Origin of the sequence: Massilia aquatica (genome assembly GCF_011682045.1) — a bacterium.
Lineage (GTDB): Bacteria > Pseudomonadota > Gammaproteobacteria > Burkholderiales > Burkholderiaceae_D > Telluria_A > Telluria_A aquatica.
The window spans coordinates 47,118-63,253 of the sequence record NZ_VVIW01000012.1 but is presented as its reverse complement, the minus strand read 5'-3'; the positions used below and the strand labels follow the sequence as shown (position 1 = coordinate 63,253).

At 65.0% G+C, this 16,136-nt stretch carries 16 protein-coding genes and 1 riboswitch; of the genes, 11 read left to right on the top strand and 5 right to left on the bottom strand.

What is annotated here, in order from left to right:
• Positions 1–15: 15 nt before the first annotated feature.
• From F1609_RS19740 to F1609_RS19725, 4 genes are all read right to left on the bottom strand, one after another.
• Entirely contained in the window at positions 16–2,826 is a 2,811-nt protein-coding gene (locus F1609_RS19740; protein WP_167078312.1) for a valine--tRNA ligase, read from the bottom strand.
• A 67-nt stretch (positions 2,827–2,893) separates the two neighbouring features.
• The gene (locus F1609_RS19735) at positions 2,894–3,496 is read right to left on the bottom strand and encodes an SRPBCC family protein (RefSeq protein ID WP_167078311.1); all 603 of its coding nucleotides are present in this window, start codon (positions 3,494–3,496) and stop codon (positions 2,894–2,896) included.
• Positions 3,497–3,515: 19 nt separating this feature from the next.
• Complete coding sequence (locus tag F1609_RS19730) at positions 3,516–4,658, bottom strand: MGDG synthase family glycosyltransferase (RefSeq protein ID WP_229421955.1); 1,143 nt, start codon at positions 4,656–4,658, stop codon at positions 3,516–3,518.
• Between the two features lie 97 nt (positions 4,659–4,755).
• Entirely contained in the window at positions 4,756–6,309 is a 1,554-nt protein-coding gene (locus F1609_RS19725) for a S8 family serine peptidase (protein WP_167078309.1), read from the bottom strand.
• Positions 6,310–6,592: 283 nt separating this feature from the next.
• Positions 6,593–6,699, top strand: a riboswitch (TPP riboswitch).
• Positions 6,700–6,779: 80 nt separating this feature from the next.
• Here F1609_RS19725 and thiC point away from each other — a divergent pair.
• From thiC to F1609_RS19680, 9 genes are all read left to right on the top strand, one after another.
• On the top strand, positions 6,780–8,693 hold the full coding sequence (gene thiC / locus F1609_RS19720) for a phosphomethylpyrimidine synthase ThiC (protein WP_167078489.1): 1,914 nt from the start codon (positions 6,780–6,782) through the stop codon (positions 8,691–8,693).
• 2 nt (positions 8,694–8,695) lie between these two features.
• Positions 8,696–8,914, top strand: coding sequence for a sulfur carrier protein ThiS (gene thiS, locus F1609_RS19715; protein WP_370661646.1), 219 nt, complete (start codon positions 8,696–8,698; stop codon positions 8,912–8,914).
• A 34-nt stretch (positions 8,915–8,948) separates the two neighbouring features.
• Entirely contained in the window at positions 8,949–9,740 is a 792-nt protein-coding gene (locus F1609_RS19710; protein WP_370661648.1) for a thiazole synthase, read from the top strand.
• 17 nt (positions 9,741–9,757) lie between these two features.
• Positions 9,758–10,495, top strand: a complete 738-nt coding sequence (gene thiD / locus F1609_RS19705; RefSeq protein ID WP_167078487.1) for a bifunctional hydroxymethylpyrimidine kinase/phosphomethylpyrimidine kinase — start codon at positions 9,758–9,760, stop codon at positions 10,493–10,495.
• A 20-nt stretch (positions 10,496–10,515) separates the two neighbouring features.
• Positions 10,516–11,163: a thiamine phosphate synthase gene (gene thiE / locus F1609_RS19700; protein WP_167078305.1), complete on the top strand. Its 648-nt coding sequence runs from the start codon at positions 10,516–10,518 to the stop codon at positions 11,161–11,163.
• A 36-nt stretch (positions 11,164–11,199) separates the two neighbouring features.
• Positions 11,200–11,835 (top strand): ANTAR domain-containing response regulator, encoded by a 636-nt coding sequence (locus F1609_RS19695; RefSeq protein ID WP_167078303.1) that lies wholly within the window; start codon positions 11,200–11,202, stop codon positions 11,833–11,835.
• A gap of 307 nt (positions 11,836–12,142) precedes the next feature.
• Positions 12,143–12,739, top strand: a complete 597-nt coding sequence (locus F1609_RS19690; protein WP_167078302.1) for a DNA-binding transcriptional response regulator — start codon at positions 12,143–12,145, stop codon at positions 12,737–12,739.
• A gap of 2 nt (positions 12,740–12,741) precedes the next feature.
• Positions 12,742–13,152: a response regulator gene (locus F1609_RS19685; RefSeq protein WP_167078300.1), complete on the top strand. Its 411-nt coding sequence runs from the start codon at positions 12,742–12,744 to the stop codon at positions 13,150–13,152.
• A gap of 203 nt (positions 13,153–13,355) precedes the next feature.
• Complete coding sequence (locus tag F1609_RS19680) at positions 13,356–14,462, top strand: S-(hydroxymethyl)glutathione dehydrogenase/class III alcohol dehydrogenase (protein ID WP_167078298.1); 1,107 nt, start codon at positions 13,356–13,358, stop codon at positions 14,460–14,462.
• 47 nt (positions 14,463–14,509) lie between these two features.
• Here F1609_RS19680 and F1609_RS19675 read toward each other — a convergent pair whose 3' ends face one another.
• Complete coding sequence (locus F1609_RS19675) at positions 14,510–15,019, bottom strand: DUF4240 domain-containing protein (protein WP_167078296.1); 510 nt, start codon at positions 15,017–15,019, stop codon at positions 14,510–14,512.
• Positions 15,020–15,243: 224 nt separating this feature from the next.
• On the opposite strand from F1609_RS19675, the gene F1609_RS19670 reads away from it, so the two are divergent.
• Together F1609_RS19670 and F1609_RS19665 are read left to right on the top strand one after the other, a co-directional pair.
• Positions 15,244–15,687 (top strand): hypothetical protein, encoded by a 444-nt coding sequence (locus tag F1609_RS19670; RefSeq protein WP_167078294.1) that lies wholly within the window; start codon positions 15,244–15,246, stop codon positions 15,685–15,687.
• Positions 15,688–15,761: 74 nt separating this feature from the next.
• Positions 15,762–16,136, top strand: a complete 375-nt coding sequence (locus tag F1609_RS19665) for a hypothetical protein (protein ID WP_167078292.1) — start codon at positions 15,762–15,764, stop codon at positions 16,134–16,136.

Sequence of the window (16,136 nt, the reverse complement as noted above, 5' to 3'; positions counted from 1 at the left end):
CACCGCTGTGACAGCTTACGCTGCCGGCAACTTGGCCAGCTGCTCGCGCAGCTTTTCGATGGTGGCCGAGAATGCCACCAGGCGCTCTTTTTCCTGCGCAACGACCGCTTCGGGCGCGCGCGCCACGAAGCTTTCATTGCCCAGCTTGCCGTTCACCTTGGCGATTTCGCCTTCGATGCGCGCAATTTCCTTCGACATGCGCTCACGCTCGGCGCCGACATCGATCTCCACCTTGAGCATCAGCTTGGTGGCGCCCACCACCGCCACCGCCGCCGGCGACTCCGGCAAGGTGTCGACGATATTGACTTCCGACAGCTTGCCCAGGGTCTGCACGTAAGCCGCGTAGCTTTCCAGGCGCGCCCGGTCGGCCGCGTCGGCCGCTTCGACGATCAGCGGCACGCGCATCGACTCCGGCAGCTTCATTTCGCCGCGCAGGGTACGGGTGCCGTCGGTCAGCGCCTTGAGCTGGACCATCCACTCTTCCGCGCGCTCGTCGATGAGCGCCGGATTGGCTTCCGGGTACGGCTGCACCATGATCGAGTCGCCCGCCGGGTTGAGCACTTTGCCGGCCAGCGGCGCGACGGTCTGCCACAGCGTTTCGGTCACGAACGGAATGATCGGATGCGCCAGGCGCAGGATCACTTCCAGCACGCGCAGCAAGGTGTTGCGGGTAGCGCGCTGCTGGCCTTCGGTGCCGTGCTGGATCTGGACCTTGGCCATTTCGAGGTACCAGTCGCAGTAGTCGTACCACACGAACTTGTGGATGGCCGAAGCGATGTTATCGAAGCGGTAGTCGTCGAAGCCTTTGGCCACTTCCATCTCGGCGCGCTGCATGGTCGACAGGATCCAGCGGTCGCCCTGCGACAGGTCGGCATCTGCCGGCACGCCGCAATCTTTTTCCTGGGTGTTCATCAGCACGAAGCGGGTGGCGTTCCACAGCTTGTTGTTGAAGTTGCGGTAGCCCTCGGCGCGGCCCAGGTCGAAGTTGATGTTGCGCCCCAGCGAAGCATAGCTGGCCATGGTGAAGCGCACCGCGTCGGTGCCGTAGGCTGCAATCCCGGCCGGGAATTCCTTGCGCGTGGCCTTGGCGATCTTTTCGGCGTCGCGCGGATTCATCAAGCCGGTGGTGCGCTTTTCGACCAGCGCTTCGACATCGATACCGTCGATCAGGTCGATCGGATCGAGCGTATTGCCCTTCGACTTGGACATTTTCTGCCCGCTCGAATCGCGCACCAGGCCATGCACGTACACGGTCTCGAACGGCACCTTGCCGGTGAAGTGCGCGGTCATCATGACCATGCGCGCCACCCAAAAGAAGATGATGTCGAAGCCGGTCACCAGCACCGACGACGGCAGGAAGGTCTTGAGGTCGACCGTCTCTTCCGGCCAGCCCATGGTCGAAAACGGCACCAGCGCCGACGAGAACCAGGTATCGAGCACGTCGTCGTCGCGCCGCAGCGGCGCCGTCACGCCGGCCGCCAGCGCCTTGGCCTTGGCTTCTTCTTCGGTCTTGGCCACAAAGATATTGCCGGCATCGTCGTACCATGCCGGGATCTGGTGGCCCCACCACAGCTGGCGCGAGATGCACCAGTCCTGGATGTTGTTGAGCCACTGGTTGTAGGTGGTGTTCCAGTTTTCGGGCACGAACTTGATTTCGCCGCTGGCGACTTTGTCGAGCGCCACTTCGGCGATCGATTTACCGGGGAAGAACGTGCCTTCCGGCGCCGGCTTGGTCATCGCCACGAACCACTGGTCGGTCAGCATCGGCTCGATCACGACGCCGGTACGGTCGCCGCGCGGCACCATCAGCTTGTGCGGCTTGACTTCCTGCAGCAAGCCTTGCGCATCGAGGTCGGCAACGATTTTTTTACGCGCCACGAAACGGTCCAGGCCACGGTAGGCTTGCGGCGCTTCGTCGTTCATTTTCGCGTCGAGCGTCATCACGCAGATCATCGGCAGCTTGTGGCGCTGGCCGACGGCGTAGTCGTTCAGGTCGTGCGCCGGGGTGATCTTCACGCAGCCGGTGCCGAAGGCCTTGTCGACGTAGTCGTCGGCGATGATCGGGATTTCACGTTCCGTCAGCGGCAGCTTGAGCATCTTGCCGACCATCGCCTGGTAACGCTCGTCGGTCGGATCGACCGCCACGGCGACGTCGCCGAGCAGCGTTTCAGGACGCGTGGTGGCCACCGTCAGATGGCCGCTGCCGTCCACGAATGGATAGCGGATGTACCACATCGAGCCGTCTTCTTCTTCCGACACCACTTCCAGGTCCGATACGGCGGTGCCCAGCTTCGGGTCCCAGTTCACCAGGCGCTTGCCGCGGTAGATCAGGCCCTGCTCGAACAGGCGCACGAACACGTCGGTGACGATCTTCGAGCGCGGTTCATCCATGGTGAAGTATTCGCGCGCCCAGTCGGGCGAGGTGCCCATGCGGCGCATCTGGCCGGTGATGATGTTGCCCGACTTTTCTTTCCATTCCCAGACTTTGGCGACGAACTTCTCGCGGCCCAGGTCATGGCGCGAGACTTTTTGCGCGTCGAGCTGGCGCTCCACCACGATCTGGGTGGCGATGCCGGCATGGTCGGTGCCCGGAACCCAGGCGGTGTTATAGCCGCGCATGCGGTAGTAGCGGGTCAGGCCATCCATGATGGTCTGGTTGAACGCATGGCCCATGTGCAGGGTGCCGGTGACGTTCGGCGGCGGCAGCTGGATGCAAAACGACGGCTTGTCGGCGTCGGTGGTCGCGGCGAAGTAGCCGCGTTTTTCCCACTCCGCGCGCCAGTAGCGTTCAATGTCGGCGGGCTCGAAAGATTTGTCTAATTCCATGGTTTGTCGTGTATTTTTGCGAAAACGTTCATTATAGAGGAGGACGGGGCGCAGCCGCGACGGGCAGTTATTGCGCAGCGGCGGCGCGCTGGCGCAGCGCTTCCAGGGTCTTGGGCATGCTGCCACGGCTCATGCTGTCGACGATCCACCCCAGTCCCATCGGCACCGGGCCCGGATCGGTGTACACCATGTATTTGACCACGGTCTTGTTCTTGTCGCTGGCGTGCGGCGCCAGCAGCCAGTAGCCGGTGGTGTCGGCAATCGCTTCCTCGGCGCTCACGCCGGGCCAGGGCAGCATTTTCCACGATAGCTGGCACTGGGCGGCGGACACCTTCGGTTCCATGCGCAGGCGGTATTTTTTCACCTTCCCGAGCGGCAGCTTGAGCGTCATGTCGACCTGCGCGGCGTCTTCCTTGCGCAGCACCGCCACCTTGTCCACGTTCGGCATGAACGACGGGTAGGCGGCGTAGTCCTGGATCATCGCGCACAGCTTCGGCACTGGGGCGTTGATGATGGTGGCTGCCATGAAGGCCTTGCCGGGCTGGCCTGCACGGCTCACATCGGCCAGGGCGACCTCGGTTTCGGTCAGCTTGGCGGTGTCGATGCCGGTGTCGGCCAGCGCGCCGGCGCAGGCGCTGAAAAGGGTTGCGGCAAATAAGAGTCTGGTCATGGGGCGTTTTTCGGTATGGTCAGTTCGATGGCGTGCGGGCGGGGTTACCCAGCACATGGCCGAGGGCATCCTGGGCCGCATGCGAGCGGCCCAGCGCGCGTGCGCGCCGGCTCATCGCCGCCAGTTGATCGGGATGCGCCAGCAGGTGCGCGATGCGGTATTCCAGGGTGGGGCCGTCGACCGCCTTGAGGGCGACGCCCTGTTCGAGCAGGTAATCGGCGTTGCGTTCTTCCTGCCCCGGAATCGGCGAATTGACGATCATCGGCAGGCCCATGGCCAGGCATTCGGAACTTGTCAGCCCGCCCGGCTTGGTGATCACCAGATCCGCGCATGCCATCAGGCGCTCCACCTTGTCGGTAAAGCCCTGCGCCAGCAGGCGTCCCGGAAAGCGCATCTCCAACACCTTGAGCGCGGCCAGCGCCTTGGCGTTCTTGCCGGCCAAAACGATCAGCTGGAAGGTGCCTTCCAGGGCCAGCAGGCGTTCGGCCACCGTCTCCAGGCTGCCCAGGCCAGCGCCGCCGCCCATCAGCAGGAAGGTGGTGGTCTTGGGATCGAGCCCGAACTCGCGCGCGCAGGCGGTGCGGTCAAGCGCCTGGCCGAAGGCGGGCATGATCGGAATGCCGGTCACGTGGATGCGTTCGGGCGCAATGCCGCAGCGGCGCATGCGGTAGGCGACTTCCTCGTTGCCGGCGAAGTAGCCGGCCATGTTCTCGTGCATCCACATGCGGTGCAGGTCGAAGTCGGTCACCTGCACCCACACCGGGGTGGTGAAGCCGCGCTTGCGGATCGCGCGCGCCAAAATTTCGGCCGGCAGGAAGTGGGTGCAGACGATCGCGTCCGGCTGCGCCGCGTCGATGGCGGTCATCAGCGCTCGCGTGTTGAGGCGTTCCAGGCCGCGCCGCAGCTGCTGCATGGTGCTGTCCGGGCGGGCGTCGTTGCTGGCCTGGTACAGGTAGCCCCACAGCGCCGGCGCCTTGTTCACCAGTTTCAGGTAAAACTCGGTGTACATCTTGCGAAAGGCGGAAGGGACGTAATCCATCACGTCCAGATGGGTCGCTTCGACCCCGCCGGCGGCCGCGTTGGCGGCGGCGCGAATCGCTTCGGCCGCGCGCATATGGCCGGCGCCGGCGGAAACGCTTAACAGCAAAATCTTTTTGGTCATACGTGCCTGGAATGGTAGGGGCGCGGCGCGCCCCGGATAAACAAAAGTTTATCAGCGTACCATCTCCGCACGTTCCTGCGTCAGATCCGGGGCCGGATCAATTCCCGCAACCGAGTAACTTGATGCGGTCGTGGGCGGCTTTTGCCTGCACCAGGCCAAAGCCGTACTTGGTGTCGCGCCCCGCCATGCCCAGGTCGAGCGCGCTCTTGCCGAGCGAGTTGCGGATTTGCGTTCCGCTGCAGGTCGGGAAGTAGCTCCACACCAGCGCCGCCACCGCCGACACGTGCGGCGTCGCCATTGAGGTGCCGTCGAAGTAGGCGTAGCTGGCCGGTTTCACCGCCACCGTGGCGCTCTGGCCCAACTGGGTTTTCAGCTGCGTACCTTCGGCGCTCGATGCCGATACCGATGGAATCAGGGTGGCCGTGCCGACCGTGCCGCTGAACCCTCCGGCGACGTTGTTGTACACCACCGCGCCCACGCCGCCGCTGTTCTGGCAGTTGGCGACCTTGGTGGCGAAATCGATGGTCCCGCGCGCGATCAGGCACACCTTGCCCGAGACGGCGGCATCGGCCTTGTCGCCCAGGCCGAAGTCGGCCAGCGGCGCTGTGGCAGTCTTGACCGGCGAGCCGTCCATCGACCCCGGCGCGTACACGGCCGCGCCCACCGTCAGCGCCGGCATGGAGCCGCTGTTCATCGGCACGGTCGAGAGCACGCCGACGCCGGGGCCGGCGATTTCGACCTTGCTGTTGTACTGCGAGAAGCTGGCCCAGGCCTTGTTTTCGTCGAGCGCGCCGACCATCATCACGCTGGCGTAGCCGGCCGGGTACGACACCACCGTGTTGCCGTCGTTGCCGGCGGCGGCGATGCTCAGGACGCCCTTGGCGGCCAGCGCATCGAAGGCGCGCTCCTCGGTCTTGCTGGGGCGTCCGCCCCCGAGCGACATGCTGATGACATTCGCGCCGGCGCTGCCGCACTTGTTGGCGGCGCTGGCCAGGCTTGACGAATAGGCCCAGCCGGCGGCGCCGAACACCTTCACGATGTGCAGTTTCAGGAGGCGGTTGGGGTTCACGCCCACCACGCCGGTGCCGCTGTTGTTGATCGCCGCGATGGTGCCGGCGACGTGCGTGCCATGGTGGTTTTCGTCGGTGTACCAGTTGCCGGTGCCGGCGTCGTACTCGCCGGCGACGCTGTTGGCGCTCAGGTCTTCATGGGCGCGGTCGTAGCCTGAATCGATGATGCACACCTTGCGGTTGGCGGCATTCGCATCGGGCAGCAGGTCGGCCTGCACCAGGTTGATCCCGTACGGGACCAGTTGGCCGCTGGCGTACGGCGTGCCGGTCGACGCCGAGCTCAGGGCGAAGGCCTTGCGCACCACGTCTTCCTCGATGTATTCCACGTTCGGGTTGCGCAGCAGGCCGTTCAGGGCCTGGGCCGGCACCTCGATCGCCATCGCATCCATGCCGTGGATCTCGTGCTTGACCGCGCCGTGCGCGCCGGATACCGCCGCTCGCACGATGGCCGCCTTGCCGGGTTTGAAGGCGACGATCACGCGCGTGGTGTCGACGGCGGCGCCGGCGTGCGCAGTGAGGCCGATGGCAAGCGACGAGAGCAGCAAGCGGACCGCGCTGGCGCTGGTTGACAGTTTCATCATGAGGGTTCTCCAAAGTGACGATTGGCAGGCGACTGGCATGAAGGCCGAGGACCTGAGATTCGTCGTCCCCGCGCAGGCGCGGATTCATGCCACCTTCGCGCGGAGGTGCTATGGATTCCCGCCTGCGCGGGAAAGACGGCGCTTAGGCTGGCGCCATTGGCAAGCAGCCCGGGTGGTCCAGTCTCCCACTTGCCCGCAAGCCGGTGTTGTTCTGTATCACGTGGCGAAAAAGCCATGTTGTCGCCCGTATCAGGGGGTATAATTGCGCTCGCTGCCGCAAGGCGGCACACGCTAGGGGTCCTGCAAATCGCAACAGCGAGGCGCGGGTGAGAAACACCCTCTGAACCTGATCTGGATAATGCCAGCGAAGGGAAGCCAGTGAGTTCCATGGGTGCGCCGTCACGGCCGCAATCCCGGGCTCCGACTCCTTTGCTGGCTCCTGCACGCAATGGAGCCACATGAACGCACCGCTGAAAGCCCCCCTCAAATTCGATTCCGCCACCGCCACGGTGGATGAAGCGGCAATTGCGCCTTTTCCGAATTCCCGTAAAGTCTATGCCCAGGGCAGCCGCGCTGACCTGCGCGTGCCGATGCGCGCCGTCAGCCAGTCCGATACGGCCGCCTCCTTCGGCGCCGAACCGAATCCCCCTGTCTATATATATGACACCTCCGGCCCGTACACCGATCCGGAAGCGGCCATCGACATCCGCTCCGGCCTCGGTACCCCGCGCCTGCCGTGGATCCTGGAACGCGGCGACACCGAACAACTGGCCGGCCCCAGTTCCGCCTACGGCCAGGCGCGCCTGGACGACCCGGCCCTGGCCGCGCTGCGCTTCCAGCTGCAGCGCACCCCGCGCCGCGCGCTCGAAGGCGCCAACGTGACGCAGATGCACTACGCGCGGCGCGGCATCATCACGCCCGAAATGGAATACGTGGCGATCCGCGAAAACCTGCGCCGCCAGGAGTACCTGCAGGAGCTCGAAGCATCCGGCCCGATGGGCAAGCGCAGCGCGCAGCTGCTGGGACGCCAGCATTCGGGCCAGTCGTTCGGGGCCTCCATCCCCGACACCATCACCGCCGAATTCGTGCGCGAAGAAATCGCCCGCGGCCGCGCCATCATCCCGGCCAACATCAACCATCCGGAAGTCGAGCCGATGATCATCGGCCGCAATTTCCTGGTCAAGATCAACGCCAACATCGGCAATTCGGCCGTGACCTCGTCGATCGGCGAGGAAGTCGAAAAAATGACCTGGGCGATCCGCTGGGGCGCCGACAATGTCATGGATCTGTCGACCGGCAAGCACATTCACGAAACGCGCGAATGGATCATCCGTAACAGCCCGGTTCCGATCGGCACCGTGCCGATCTACCAGGCGCTGGAAAAGGTCAACGGCAAGGCTGAAGACCTGACCTGGGAAATCTTCCGCGATACCCTGATCGAACAGGCCGAGCAAGGCGTCGACTACTTCACCATCCACGCCGGCGTGCTGCTGCGCTACGTGCCGATGACCGCCTCGCGCCTGACCGGGATCGTCTCGCGCGGCGGCTCGATCATGGCCAAGTGGTGCCTCGCGCATCACAAGGAATCGTTCCTGTACACGCACTTCGAAGACATCTGCGCCATCATGAAAGCCTACGACGTCTCGTTCAGCCTGGGCGACGGCCTGCGTCCCGGCTCCATCTACGACGCCAACGACGAGGCGCAGCTGGCCGAGCTGAAAACCCTGGGCGAACTCACGCAAGTCGCCTGGAAGCACGACGTGCAGGTCATGATCGAAGGCCCCGGCCACGTGCCGATGCAACTGATCAAAGAGAACATGGACCTCCAGCTGGACCAGTGCGGCGAGGCGCCGTTCTACACCCTGGGACCTTTGACGACCGATATCGCCCCCGGCTACGATCACATCACCTCGGGCATCGGCGCGGCCATGATCGGCTGGTACGGCACCGCCATGCTGTGCTACGTCACGCCGAAAGAGCATCTGGGCCTGCCGAACAAGGATGACGTCAAGGACGGCATCATCACCTACAAGATCGCGGCGCACGCGGCCGACCTGGCCAAGGGCCATCCGGGCGCGCAGATCCGCGACAACGCGCTGTCGAAAGCGCGTTTCGAATTCCGCTGGGACGACCAGTTCAACCTGGGCCTGGACCCGGACAAGGCGCGCGAATTCCACGACGAGACATTGCCCAAGGATTCGGCCAAGGTGGCGCATTTCTGCTCGATGTGCGGTCCGCATTTCTGCTCGATGAAGATCACCCAGGAAGTACGCGACTACGCCGCCACCATGAACGTGAGCGAGCAAAGCGCGCTGCGCCAGGGGATGGAAGTGAAAGCCATCGAGTTCGTGCGCCAGGGTGGTGAACTCTATAAAAAGGTGTGACCGTGATCGAGATCAAGATCGAGATCGAAGTCAACGGCGAGGCACGGCGCGTGGCGCCGGGCGCCTCTCTGCTCGACCTGGTCGAGGAACTTGGCCTGCCGCCGGGGCAGGCCATGGCGCTGGCGGTCAACCGCCAGGTGGTGCCGCGCCAGCAATGGCCGCAACGCGCCGTGCTGGCGCAAGACAAAATCGAGATCGTGCGCGCCATCGGCGGCGGCTGAGCATAGGGAACCAACCAAGGAAGCAACCATGAACATGAACGAGAATAATCAAGACCTGCTGACCATCGCGGGCAAGACCTACAATTCGCGCCTGCTGGTCGGCAGCGGCAAATACCGCGACCTGGCGCAAACGCGCGAGGCGACCGACGCCGCCCAGGCCGAAATCATCACCGTGGCGATCCGCCGCGTAAACATCGGCCAGGACCGCAACGCGCCCAATCTGCTGGACGTGCTGCCGCCCGACCAGTACACCATCCTGCCCAACACGGCCGGCTGCTACAACGCCAAGGACGCCGTCTACACCTTGCAGATGGCGCGCGAGCTGCTGGGCGGGCGCAACCTGGTCAAGCTCGAAGTGCTGGGCGACGAAAAGACCCTGTTCCCGCACATGCCCGAAACCCTGGTCGCGGCTGAAGCGCTGGTCAAGGACGGCTTCGACGTCATGGTTTACTGCAGCGACGATCCGATCCAGGCGCGCCTGCTCGAAGACATCGGCTGCGTGGCGGTGATGCCGCTGGCGTCCCTGATCGGGTCCGGCATGGGCATCCTCAACCCGTGGAACCTGCAGCTGATCATCGAGCAGGCCAAGGTGCCGGTGCTGGTCGACGCCGGCGTGGGCACCGCCTCGGACGCGGCGATTGCCATGGAACTGGGCTGCGACGGTGTGCTGATGAACAGCGCCATCGCCGGCGCGCGCGATCCGGTGCGCATGGCCGGCGCCATGCGCCTGGCGGTGCGGGCCGGGCGCGAAGCGTTTTTGGCCGGGCGCATGCCCAAGCGCTTCGCCGCCGTGCCATCCTCGCCGGTCGCGGGCAAAGTCGCGTGACAGCGCGCAGCGCGTCCATGCCGGTGGTGCTGGTGTTCGCCGGTCTCGATCCCTCGGGCGGGGCCGGCATCGCCGCCGACCTGGCCGCGATCGCGGCCCAGGGTGCGCACGCGCTGCCGGTGGTCACCGCGCTGACGGTGCAGGACCATAACCGCGTGTACGACGTGGTGCCGGTCGACTCCTCCCTGCTGGCGCGCCAGGCGCAGGCGCTGATCGACAGCGTGCAAATTGGCGCCGTCAAACTCGGCATCCCCGGCAACCGCGCCAACGCCGAGGCGATTGCCGCACTAGTCGATCAGCTGCGCCGGCGCGATCCCGCCTTGCCGGTGGTGCTCGACCCGGTGCTGGCCAGCGGCCATGGCGATGCGCTTTCGCGCGGCGACGCGCTGGCGGCGCTCGCGCCCCTGCTGGCCGTGGCCACCCTGGTGGTGCCGAACCTGCGCGAAGCGCAAGAGCTCGGCCCGCTCGCGTGCCCGCACGTGCTGGTCACCGGCGGCCATGGCGACGGCCCCGAGGTGGTCAACCGCTGGCGCGGCGACAACCAGGAACAGGAGTGGCGCTGGCCACGCCTGGCCGGCGAATTCCATGGCAGCGGCTGCACCCTGGCCGCGGCGATTGCCGCCCGCCTGGCCCTGGGCGAATCGATGGCCGATGCCCTCGATCGCGCCCAGTCCTATACCCATCAAAGCCTGGCCCAATCGTTCGCGATCGGCGCCGGGCAGCGCATTCCACAGCGCTTACCTTCCTTACTATGAAACTGAAACCGACACTGCCCATGCGCGGACTTTACCTGGTCACCCCCAACTGGGACGATACCGAACGCCTGCTCGACTGCACCCGCGCCGCCCTCGATGGCGGGGTGGCGCTGGTCCAGTACCGCCACAAGGACGCCAGCCCCGACCTGCGCCGGCGCCAGGGTGCCGCGCTGCTGGCCTTGTGCCGCCGCTACGGCCGGCCGCTGGTGATCAACGACCACCTGGACCTGTGCCTGACGCTTGGCGCCGACGGCGTGCACGTGGGCGGAACCGACGCCTGCGTGGCCAAGGTGCGCGCCGCGCTGGGACCAGGCAAGATCGTCGGCGCCTCCTGCTACGGCGACCTGGCGCTGGCGCGCGCGGCCCAACGCGATGGCGCCACCTACGCCGCCTTCGGCGGCTTTTATCCGTCCCCGGTCAAGCGCTACAGCTTTACCACGGCGCCCGATATCCTGCTCGAAGCCCGTAGCCAGCTCACGCTGCCGCTGGTGGTCATCGGCGGCATGACGCCCGAGAACGCGGCGCCGCTGGTCGAGCGCGGCGCCGACATGGTGGCGGCCATCACTTCGGTGTATGCCAGCCCTGATCCCACGGCCGCAGCGCGCCAGTTCGATGCCTTGTTCGGCGCGCAGCGGAAAACGTGCGCGAACGTGACCGGGGCCGTATAATCTTTTTACACTTCTTCCCAGCGTAAAAGGACCTCCGTGCCAAATTCCGCCCCTGTCGTGAAACGTCGCATCCTCATCGTCGACGACGACCCGCTGCTGCTGCAGTTTCTCAATGAAGTCATCGGCCACGCCGGTTACGACACCGTGACCGCATCGTCCGGCGAAGAAGCGCTGCAGCAGATCGCCGCCGGCGAGCCCGACATGGCCCTGCTCGACATCACCATGCCCGGCATGAGCGGGCTGGAACTGGCGCACCACCTCAAGACCCACACCACGGTGCCGTTCATGTTCCTGTCGGCCATCGGCGACAGCGAATCGACCCGCCAGGCGGCCGCCTACGGCGCGCTGGGCTACCTGGTCAAGCCGGTCGACGCCGAGCGCCTGATGCCGGCCTTCGAAGCCGGTCTGGCGCGCGCCGACGATATCCGCGAGCTGCGCCGCACCGAACTGAACCTGAACGCGGCGCTGGCCGCCGGGCGCGAAACCAGCCTGGCCGTGGGCCTGCTGATGGGCAAGTTCCAGACCGACCGCAACACCGCCTTCGAAGTGCTGCGCGACCATGCGCGTTCGAGCCGGCGCAAGATCAACGAAGTGGCCGACCAGTTGCTCGCCGCCGAAGAAACATTGAACAGTTTGCATTCCGGATTCGCAAATCGTCTCAAAGCCAAGTGATGGCGCATGAAGGCGTTGCGCATTGCGGACGCTTTCAGATAAAAATTTCTAAAGCAGTGTTCCCGCAGGGCAAATATTTGCTACACTAAACGCGTGACTTGCATTTTATTCACACAGTTCCCTGCGTGATTGAGCCCTGACCCGCTCGCGTCCGCCCTTTTTCAGCGCCGCCTTTCCCCTGCGGCCGATAGATGTTTTCGGCCCAGCTCCGCCGATTGTTCCCCTGACGTTGTTGCGCCTTTGCCATGTGCGTTGTTGCGCCGCCACGTCCGGATACCGATCGAACCGGTTCAGAAAGGATGTCGCCATGAAAGCGACCGCTAACTACAAACTCTGCGTTTCCTCCGCTCCCGCGCAAGTCGTCGCCAAAGAGCGCCGCACCCTGTTTTCCCACACGCCGAGGCGCTGGCCGATTGGCCCGGCCTTCATCGGCATCGATGCCGCCGCCGATGCACCGCGCCTGACCGCGCCCCTGATGGATGCCGCGCTGGTGCTCACGCCCCGGGCGCGCGCCGACGGCAAGGGCGAGAGCGCCGGCGCGACCCGCAACGCGCCGCGCGTGCTGCATATCGACAGCGATGAAAAGACCGCGCAGGTGCTGTCCACGCTCCTGACGCCGGAAGCGAACGTGACCCACGTGGCCACCATCGCCGAAGCGCGCCGCGTGCTCGCTACCCAACTGTTTTCGCTGGTGGTGCTCGACCCCGGCCTGTCCGACGGCGACGGTCGCGCGCTCATGCCCGAGTTGTTGACCACCCCCTTGCTGGTGTATTCGGCGCGCCTGCCCGACGCGCGCGACCCGGTGCGCGCCTTTTTGCCCAAGCCGTGGACCTCGCCGCGCCAGCTGTGGAGCACCATTTCGTCCATGCTCGGGATTGCGCCGTGCGTGGCGGCGGGGGATTAGCCATGAACAGCGACGCAAGCCACGGCCTGAAATCGATTTTGTATGTCGAAGACGACCTGCACGTGCGCACCACGGCCAAGCTGGTGCTGGAAGTGATCGGCAAGTTCGAGGTGCGCGACTGCGGTTCGGGGCGCGAAGCGCTGCTGGCCGCGATGGATTTCAAGCCCGACCTGATTTTGCTGGACGTGATGATGCCGGATCTGGACGGCCTGGCCACCCTGGCCATGCTGCGCCGCATACCGCACCTGGCCGGCACGCCCGCGCTGTTCGTGACCGGCCTGACGGCCGAGGCGGACATTGCGCGCTATGCCGAGGCGGGCGCGATCGGGGTCATTCCCAAGCCCCTGATGCCGCTGCGCCTGACCGGGCAATTGCACTCCTTGTGGGAGCGGCACGCATTGGCTGCATGCTAAGCGAATGCCGTCAAATTGGGTCGTTTTTTCGCTAGCCATGAGACCGTCATTCTCGGCCTTGGCGCCCCCCTTGGCGGGAATGACGGTTTTGGGTGTAGCGATGCGCAGCACCGGCGTCCAAATCTGCACGCTTGTCCCCGGCTTGATATGATGGCGAAACTGCGCCCTTGCGGCGCTCCGACCATCTGAGGGACAGGAACAACATGAAAACCAAGGCAGCGATTGCATGGAAGGCGGGCCAGCCGCTGACGATTGAAGAAGTCGACCTGGAAGGCCCGCGCGCGGGCGAGGTACTGGTCGAAATCAAGGCCACCGGCATCTGTCACACCGATTACTACACCCTCTCCGGCGCCGATCCGGAAGGGATTTTCCCGTCCATCCTGGGACACGAAGGCGCCGGCGTGGTGGTCGACGTGGGACCGGGCGTGACCAGCCTGCGCAAGGACGATCACGTCATCCCGCTGTACACCCCCGAATGCCGCCAGTGCAAATTCTGCCTGTCGCAGAAAACCAATCTGTGCCAGTCGATCCGCTCGACCCAGGGCCGCGGGCTGATGCCCGACGCGACCAGCCGCTTCTCGATCGACGGCAAGCCGATTTACCACTACATGGGCACATCGACCTTCTCGAACTACATCGTGGTGCCCGAGATCGCGCTGGCCAAGGTGCGTTCCGACGCGCCGTTCGACAAGATCTGCTACATCGGCTGCGGCGTGACCACCGGCGTGGGCGCGGTGCTGTTTACCGCCAAGGTGGAAGCGGGCGCCAACGTGGTGGTGTTCGGCCTGGGCGGCATCGGCCTGAACGTGATCCAGGCCGCCAGAATGGTCGGCGCCGACAAGATCATCGGCGTCGACCTGAACCCCGAGCGCGAAGCGATGGCGCGCAAGTTCGGCATGACCCACTTCATCAATCCGTCCAAGGTGGAGAACGTGGTCGACACGATTATCGGGCTCACCGACGGCGGTTCCGACTACAGCTTCGAGTGCATCGGCAACGTGACCACCATGCGCCAGTCGCTCGAATCGTCGCACAAGGGCTGGGGCCAGTCGATCATCATCGGCGTGGCGGCGGCGGGGCAGGAGATTTCGACCCGTCCGTTCCAGCTGGTCACCGGCCGCGTATGGAAAGGCTCCGCCTTCGGCGGCGCGCGCGGGCGCACCGACGTGCCGAAGATCGTCGACTGGTACATGGAAGGCAAGCTCAATATCGATGACCTGATCACGCACCGCCTGCCGCTCGAACGCATCAACGAAGGCTTCGACCTGATGAAGAGCGGCGAGTCGATCCGCTCGGTCGTACTGTACTAAATCAAGCGCGCCGGATCCGGCTCGGGTCCGGCGCTCCCTGGCGTTAATCAGCCGTTGAACCTGGCGGCCAGGCGCGGCAGCCTGGCGTCGACCTCGTCCTCGTCCCAGCTTTCGCCATGCGGGCCATTCTGGAACGCGAACATGTGTTGCGGGAAGTCGCCGCCGGGGCGTCCGGTTTTTCGCTCCCATGCCTTGCCGGGCGCGTACAGGATTCCTTCGACCTGGCATTCGCCGTCGATCTCCTCGACCACGTCGGCCAGGCTGTCCGCATCGCGCAGCGCGGTTTCGAACACCTGTTCGCCTTTGCTGATCAGCCACCCCATGAAATCCATGAAGCCATCGTCCGAGCAGCCGCCGCCGATGATGTACCCCGCCGCCCATACATCCCAGTGATACGCGCGATTGACGTGCTCGACCATCACGCGGTCGAATTCGACGATCTGGTCCGCTTCCAGTTGCAGCAGCAACGCGCCGAGCGTGTCGACCTGCGCGTTGGGATCGTTGTCCGCAGCCAGGCGCGAGGCATCGATCAATTGCCAGAAATCCTTCTTTTCCAAGTTCATCTCCCTAGTGAAATGTATGCCACCAGGCATTCTAACGGACGTGCCGCCGCCGCTGAAAACCAGCCAGGCCGGACACCGCCGTACGCAAGTCCGGGTTTGGGCACGATCAAAAACCGCGCCGTCATGCGGACCTATATTGAACTTCCCGGGGTGCCGTACGTCCGTAGTCAATTTGCAAGTGCACCCCTCTGTAGTGCTTCGTCTTGTGGAGGTTTCAAATGGATCCCAAAGTATTCCAGAGCCTGGTCGAAAAGGCCAAATCCGATCCCGCGTTTTTCCATCAGCTGATCTTTTCGCCCGAAACCATCATCGCCCAGGTGAGCGATCTTGACCGCCAGGCCAAAGGCGCGCTGGTCGGCCAGGATCCGGCTGCCCTGATCGCGCGCGCCATCGGCGTCTCGCGCGGCTGCGGCAATACCTGCTCGAGCAGCTGCGACAACACCTGCGGCGGCAGCTGCGGCTACACCACCAACCTGACCGCCGAGATGGCGATCAGCACGCCCGCCGTCGATTACTTCTCGCGCGCGAGCGGTTCATTGCAACGCTGCGGCAATACCTGTTCGAGCAGCTGCGACAACACCTGCGGCGAAAGCTGCGGCTACACCACCAACATTACCGACATGGGTAATGTGGTCATCAATCCGGCCGCCTGGAACCGCTAAGCGGCAGGGCGACGCGCCGCTTCGCGGTGGCGCGTCGCTTTTCGGCCCCGCATCACCCGCACAAGGAGTCCGCCATGGACAGAACCACTTTCGCCCGCCTGGTCGGCGAGCTGCGTGGCAACGCAGAATTGTTCCAGACCTTCCTCAGCAACCCGGCCGCCGCGCTGGCCACGCTGCCCTACCTCGATGACGCCACGCGGCGCGCGATGCGCGCCGTCGATGCGCGCGCCTTCCTCGCCGACGCCAGCGCGCTGATGGAGCGCGACCGCGTGCTGCAAGCCTGCGGCCCGCAATATACCTGTTCCTGCACCTCGTACACCTGCGGCGGCGTCACCTGCGGCGGCTCGACTTGCGACGTCACCTGCACCGAGTTCAGTTGCGGTAATACCTGCGGCGACAGCTGCGGCTTCACCACCAATGTCGAATCGCGCTTCTTCGTCTGGAAATGA

Coding starts and splice junctions, on each gene's coding strand:
- F1609_RS19740 (WP_167078312.1), bottom strand. CDS start 2,826: ATGGAATTAGACAAATCTTTCGAGCCCGCCGACATTGAACGCTACTGG.
- F1609_RS19735 (WP_167078311.1), bottom strand. CDS start 3,496: ATGACCAGACTCTTATTTGCCGCAACCCTTTTCAGCGCCTGCGCCGGC.
- F1609_RS19730 (WP_229421955.1), bottom strand. CDS start 4,658: ATGACCAAAAAGATTTTGCTGTTAAGCGTTTCCGCCGGCGCCGGCCAT.
- F1609_RS19725 (WP_167078309.1), bottom strand. CDS start 6,309: ATGATGAAACTGTCAACCAGCGCCAGCGCGGTCCGCTTGCTGCTCTCG.
- F1609_RS19710 (WP_370661648.1), top strand. CDS start 8,949: ATGAACGAGAATAATCAAGACCTGCTGACCATCGCGGGCAAGACCTAC.
- thiD (WP_167078487.1), top strand. CDS start 9,758: ATGCCGGTGGTGCTGGTGTTCGCCGGTCTCGATCCCTCGGGCGGGGCC.
- thiE (WP_167078305.1), top strand. CDS start 10,516: ATGCGCGGACTTTACCTGGTCACCCCCAACTGGGACGATACCGAACGC.
- F1609_RS19690 (WP_167078302.1), top strand. CDS start 12,143: ATGAAAGCGACCGCTAACTACAAACTCTGCGTTTCCTCCGCTCCCGCG.
- F1609_RS19685 (WP_167078300.1), top strand. CDS start 12,742: ATGAACAGCGACGCAAGCCACGGCCTGAAATCGATTTTGTATGTCGAA.
- F1609_RS19680 (WP_167078298.1), top strand. CDS start 13,356: ATGAAAACCAAGGCAGCGATTGCATGGAAGGCGGGCCAGCCGCTGACG.
- F1609_RS19670 (WP_167078294.1), top strand. CDS start 15,244: ATGGATCCCAAAGTATTCCAGAGCCTGGTCGAAAAGGCCAAATCCGAT.
- F1609_RS19665 (WP_167078292.1), top strand. CDS start 15,762: ATGGACAGAACCACTTTCGCCCGCCTGGTCGGCGAGCTGCGTGGCAAC.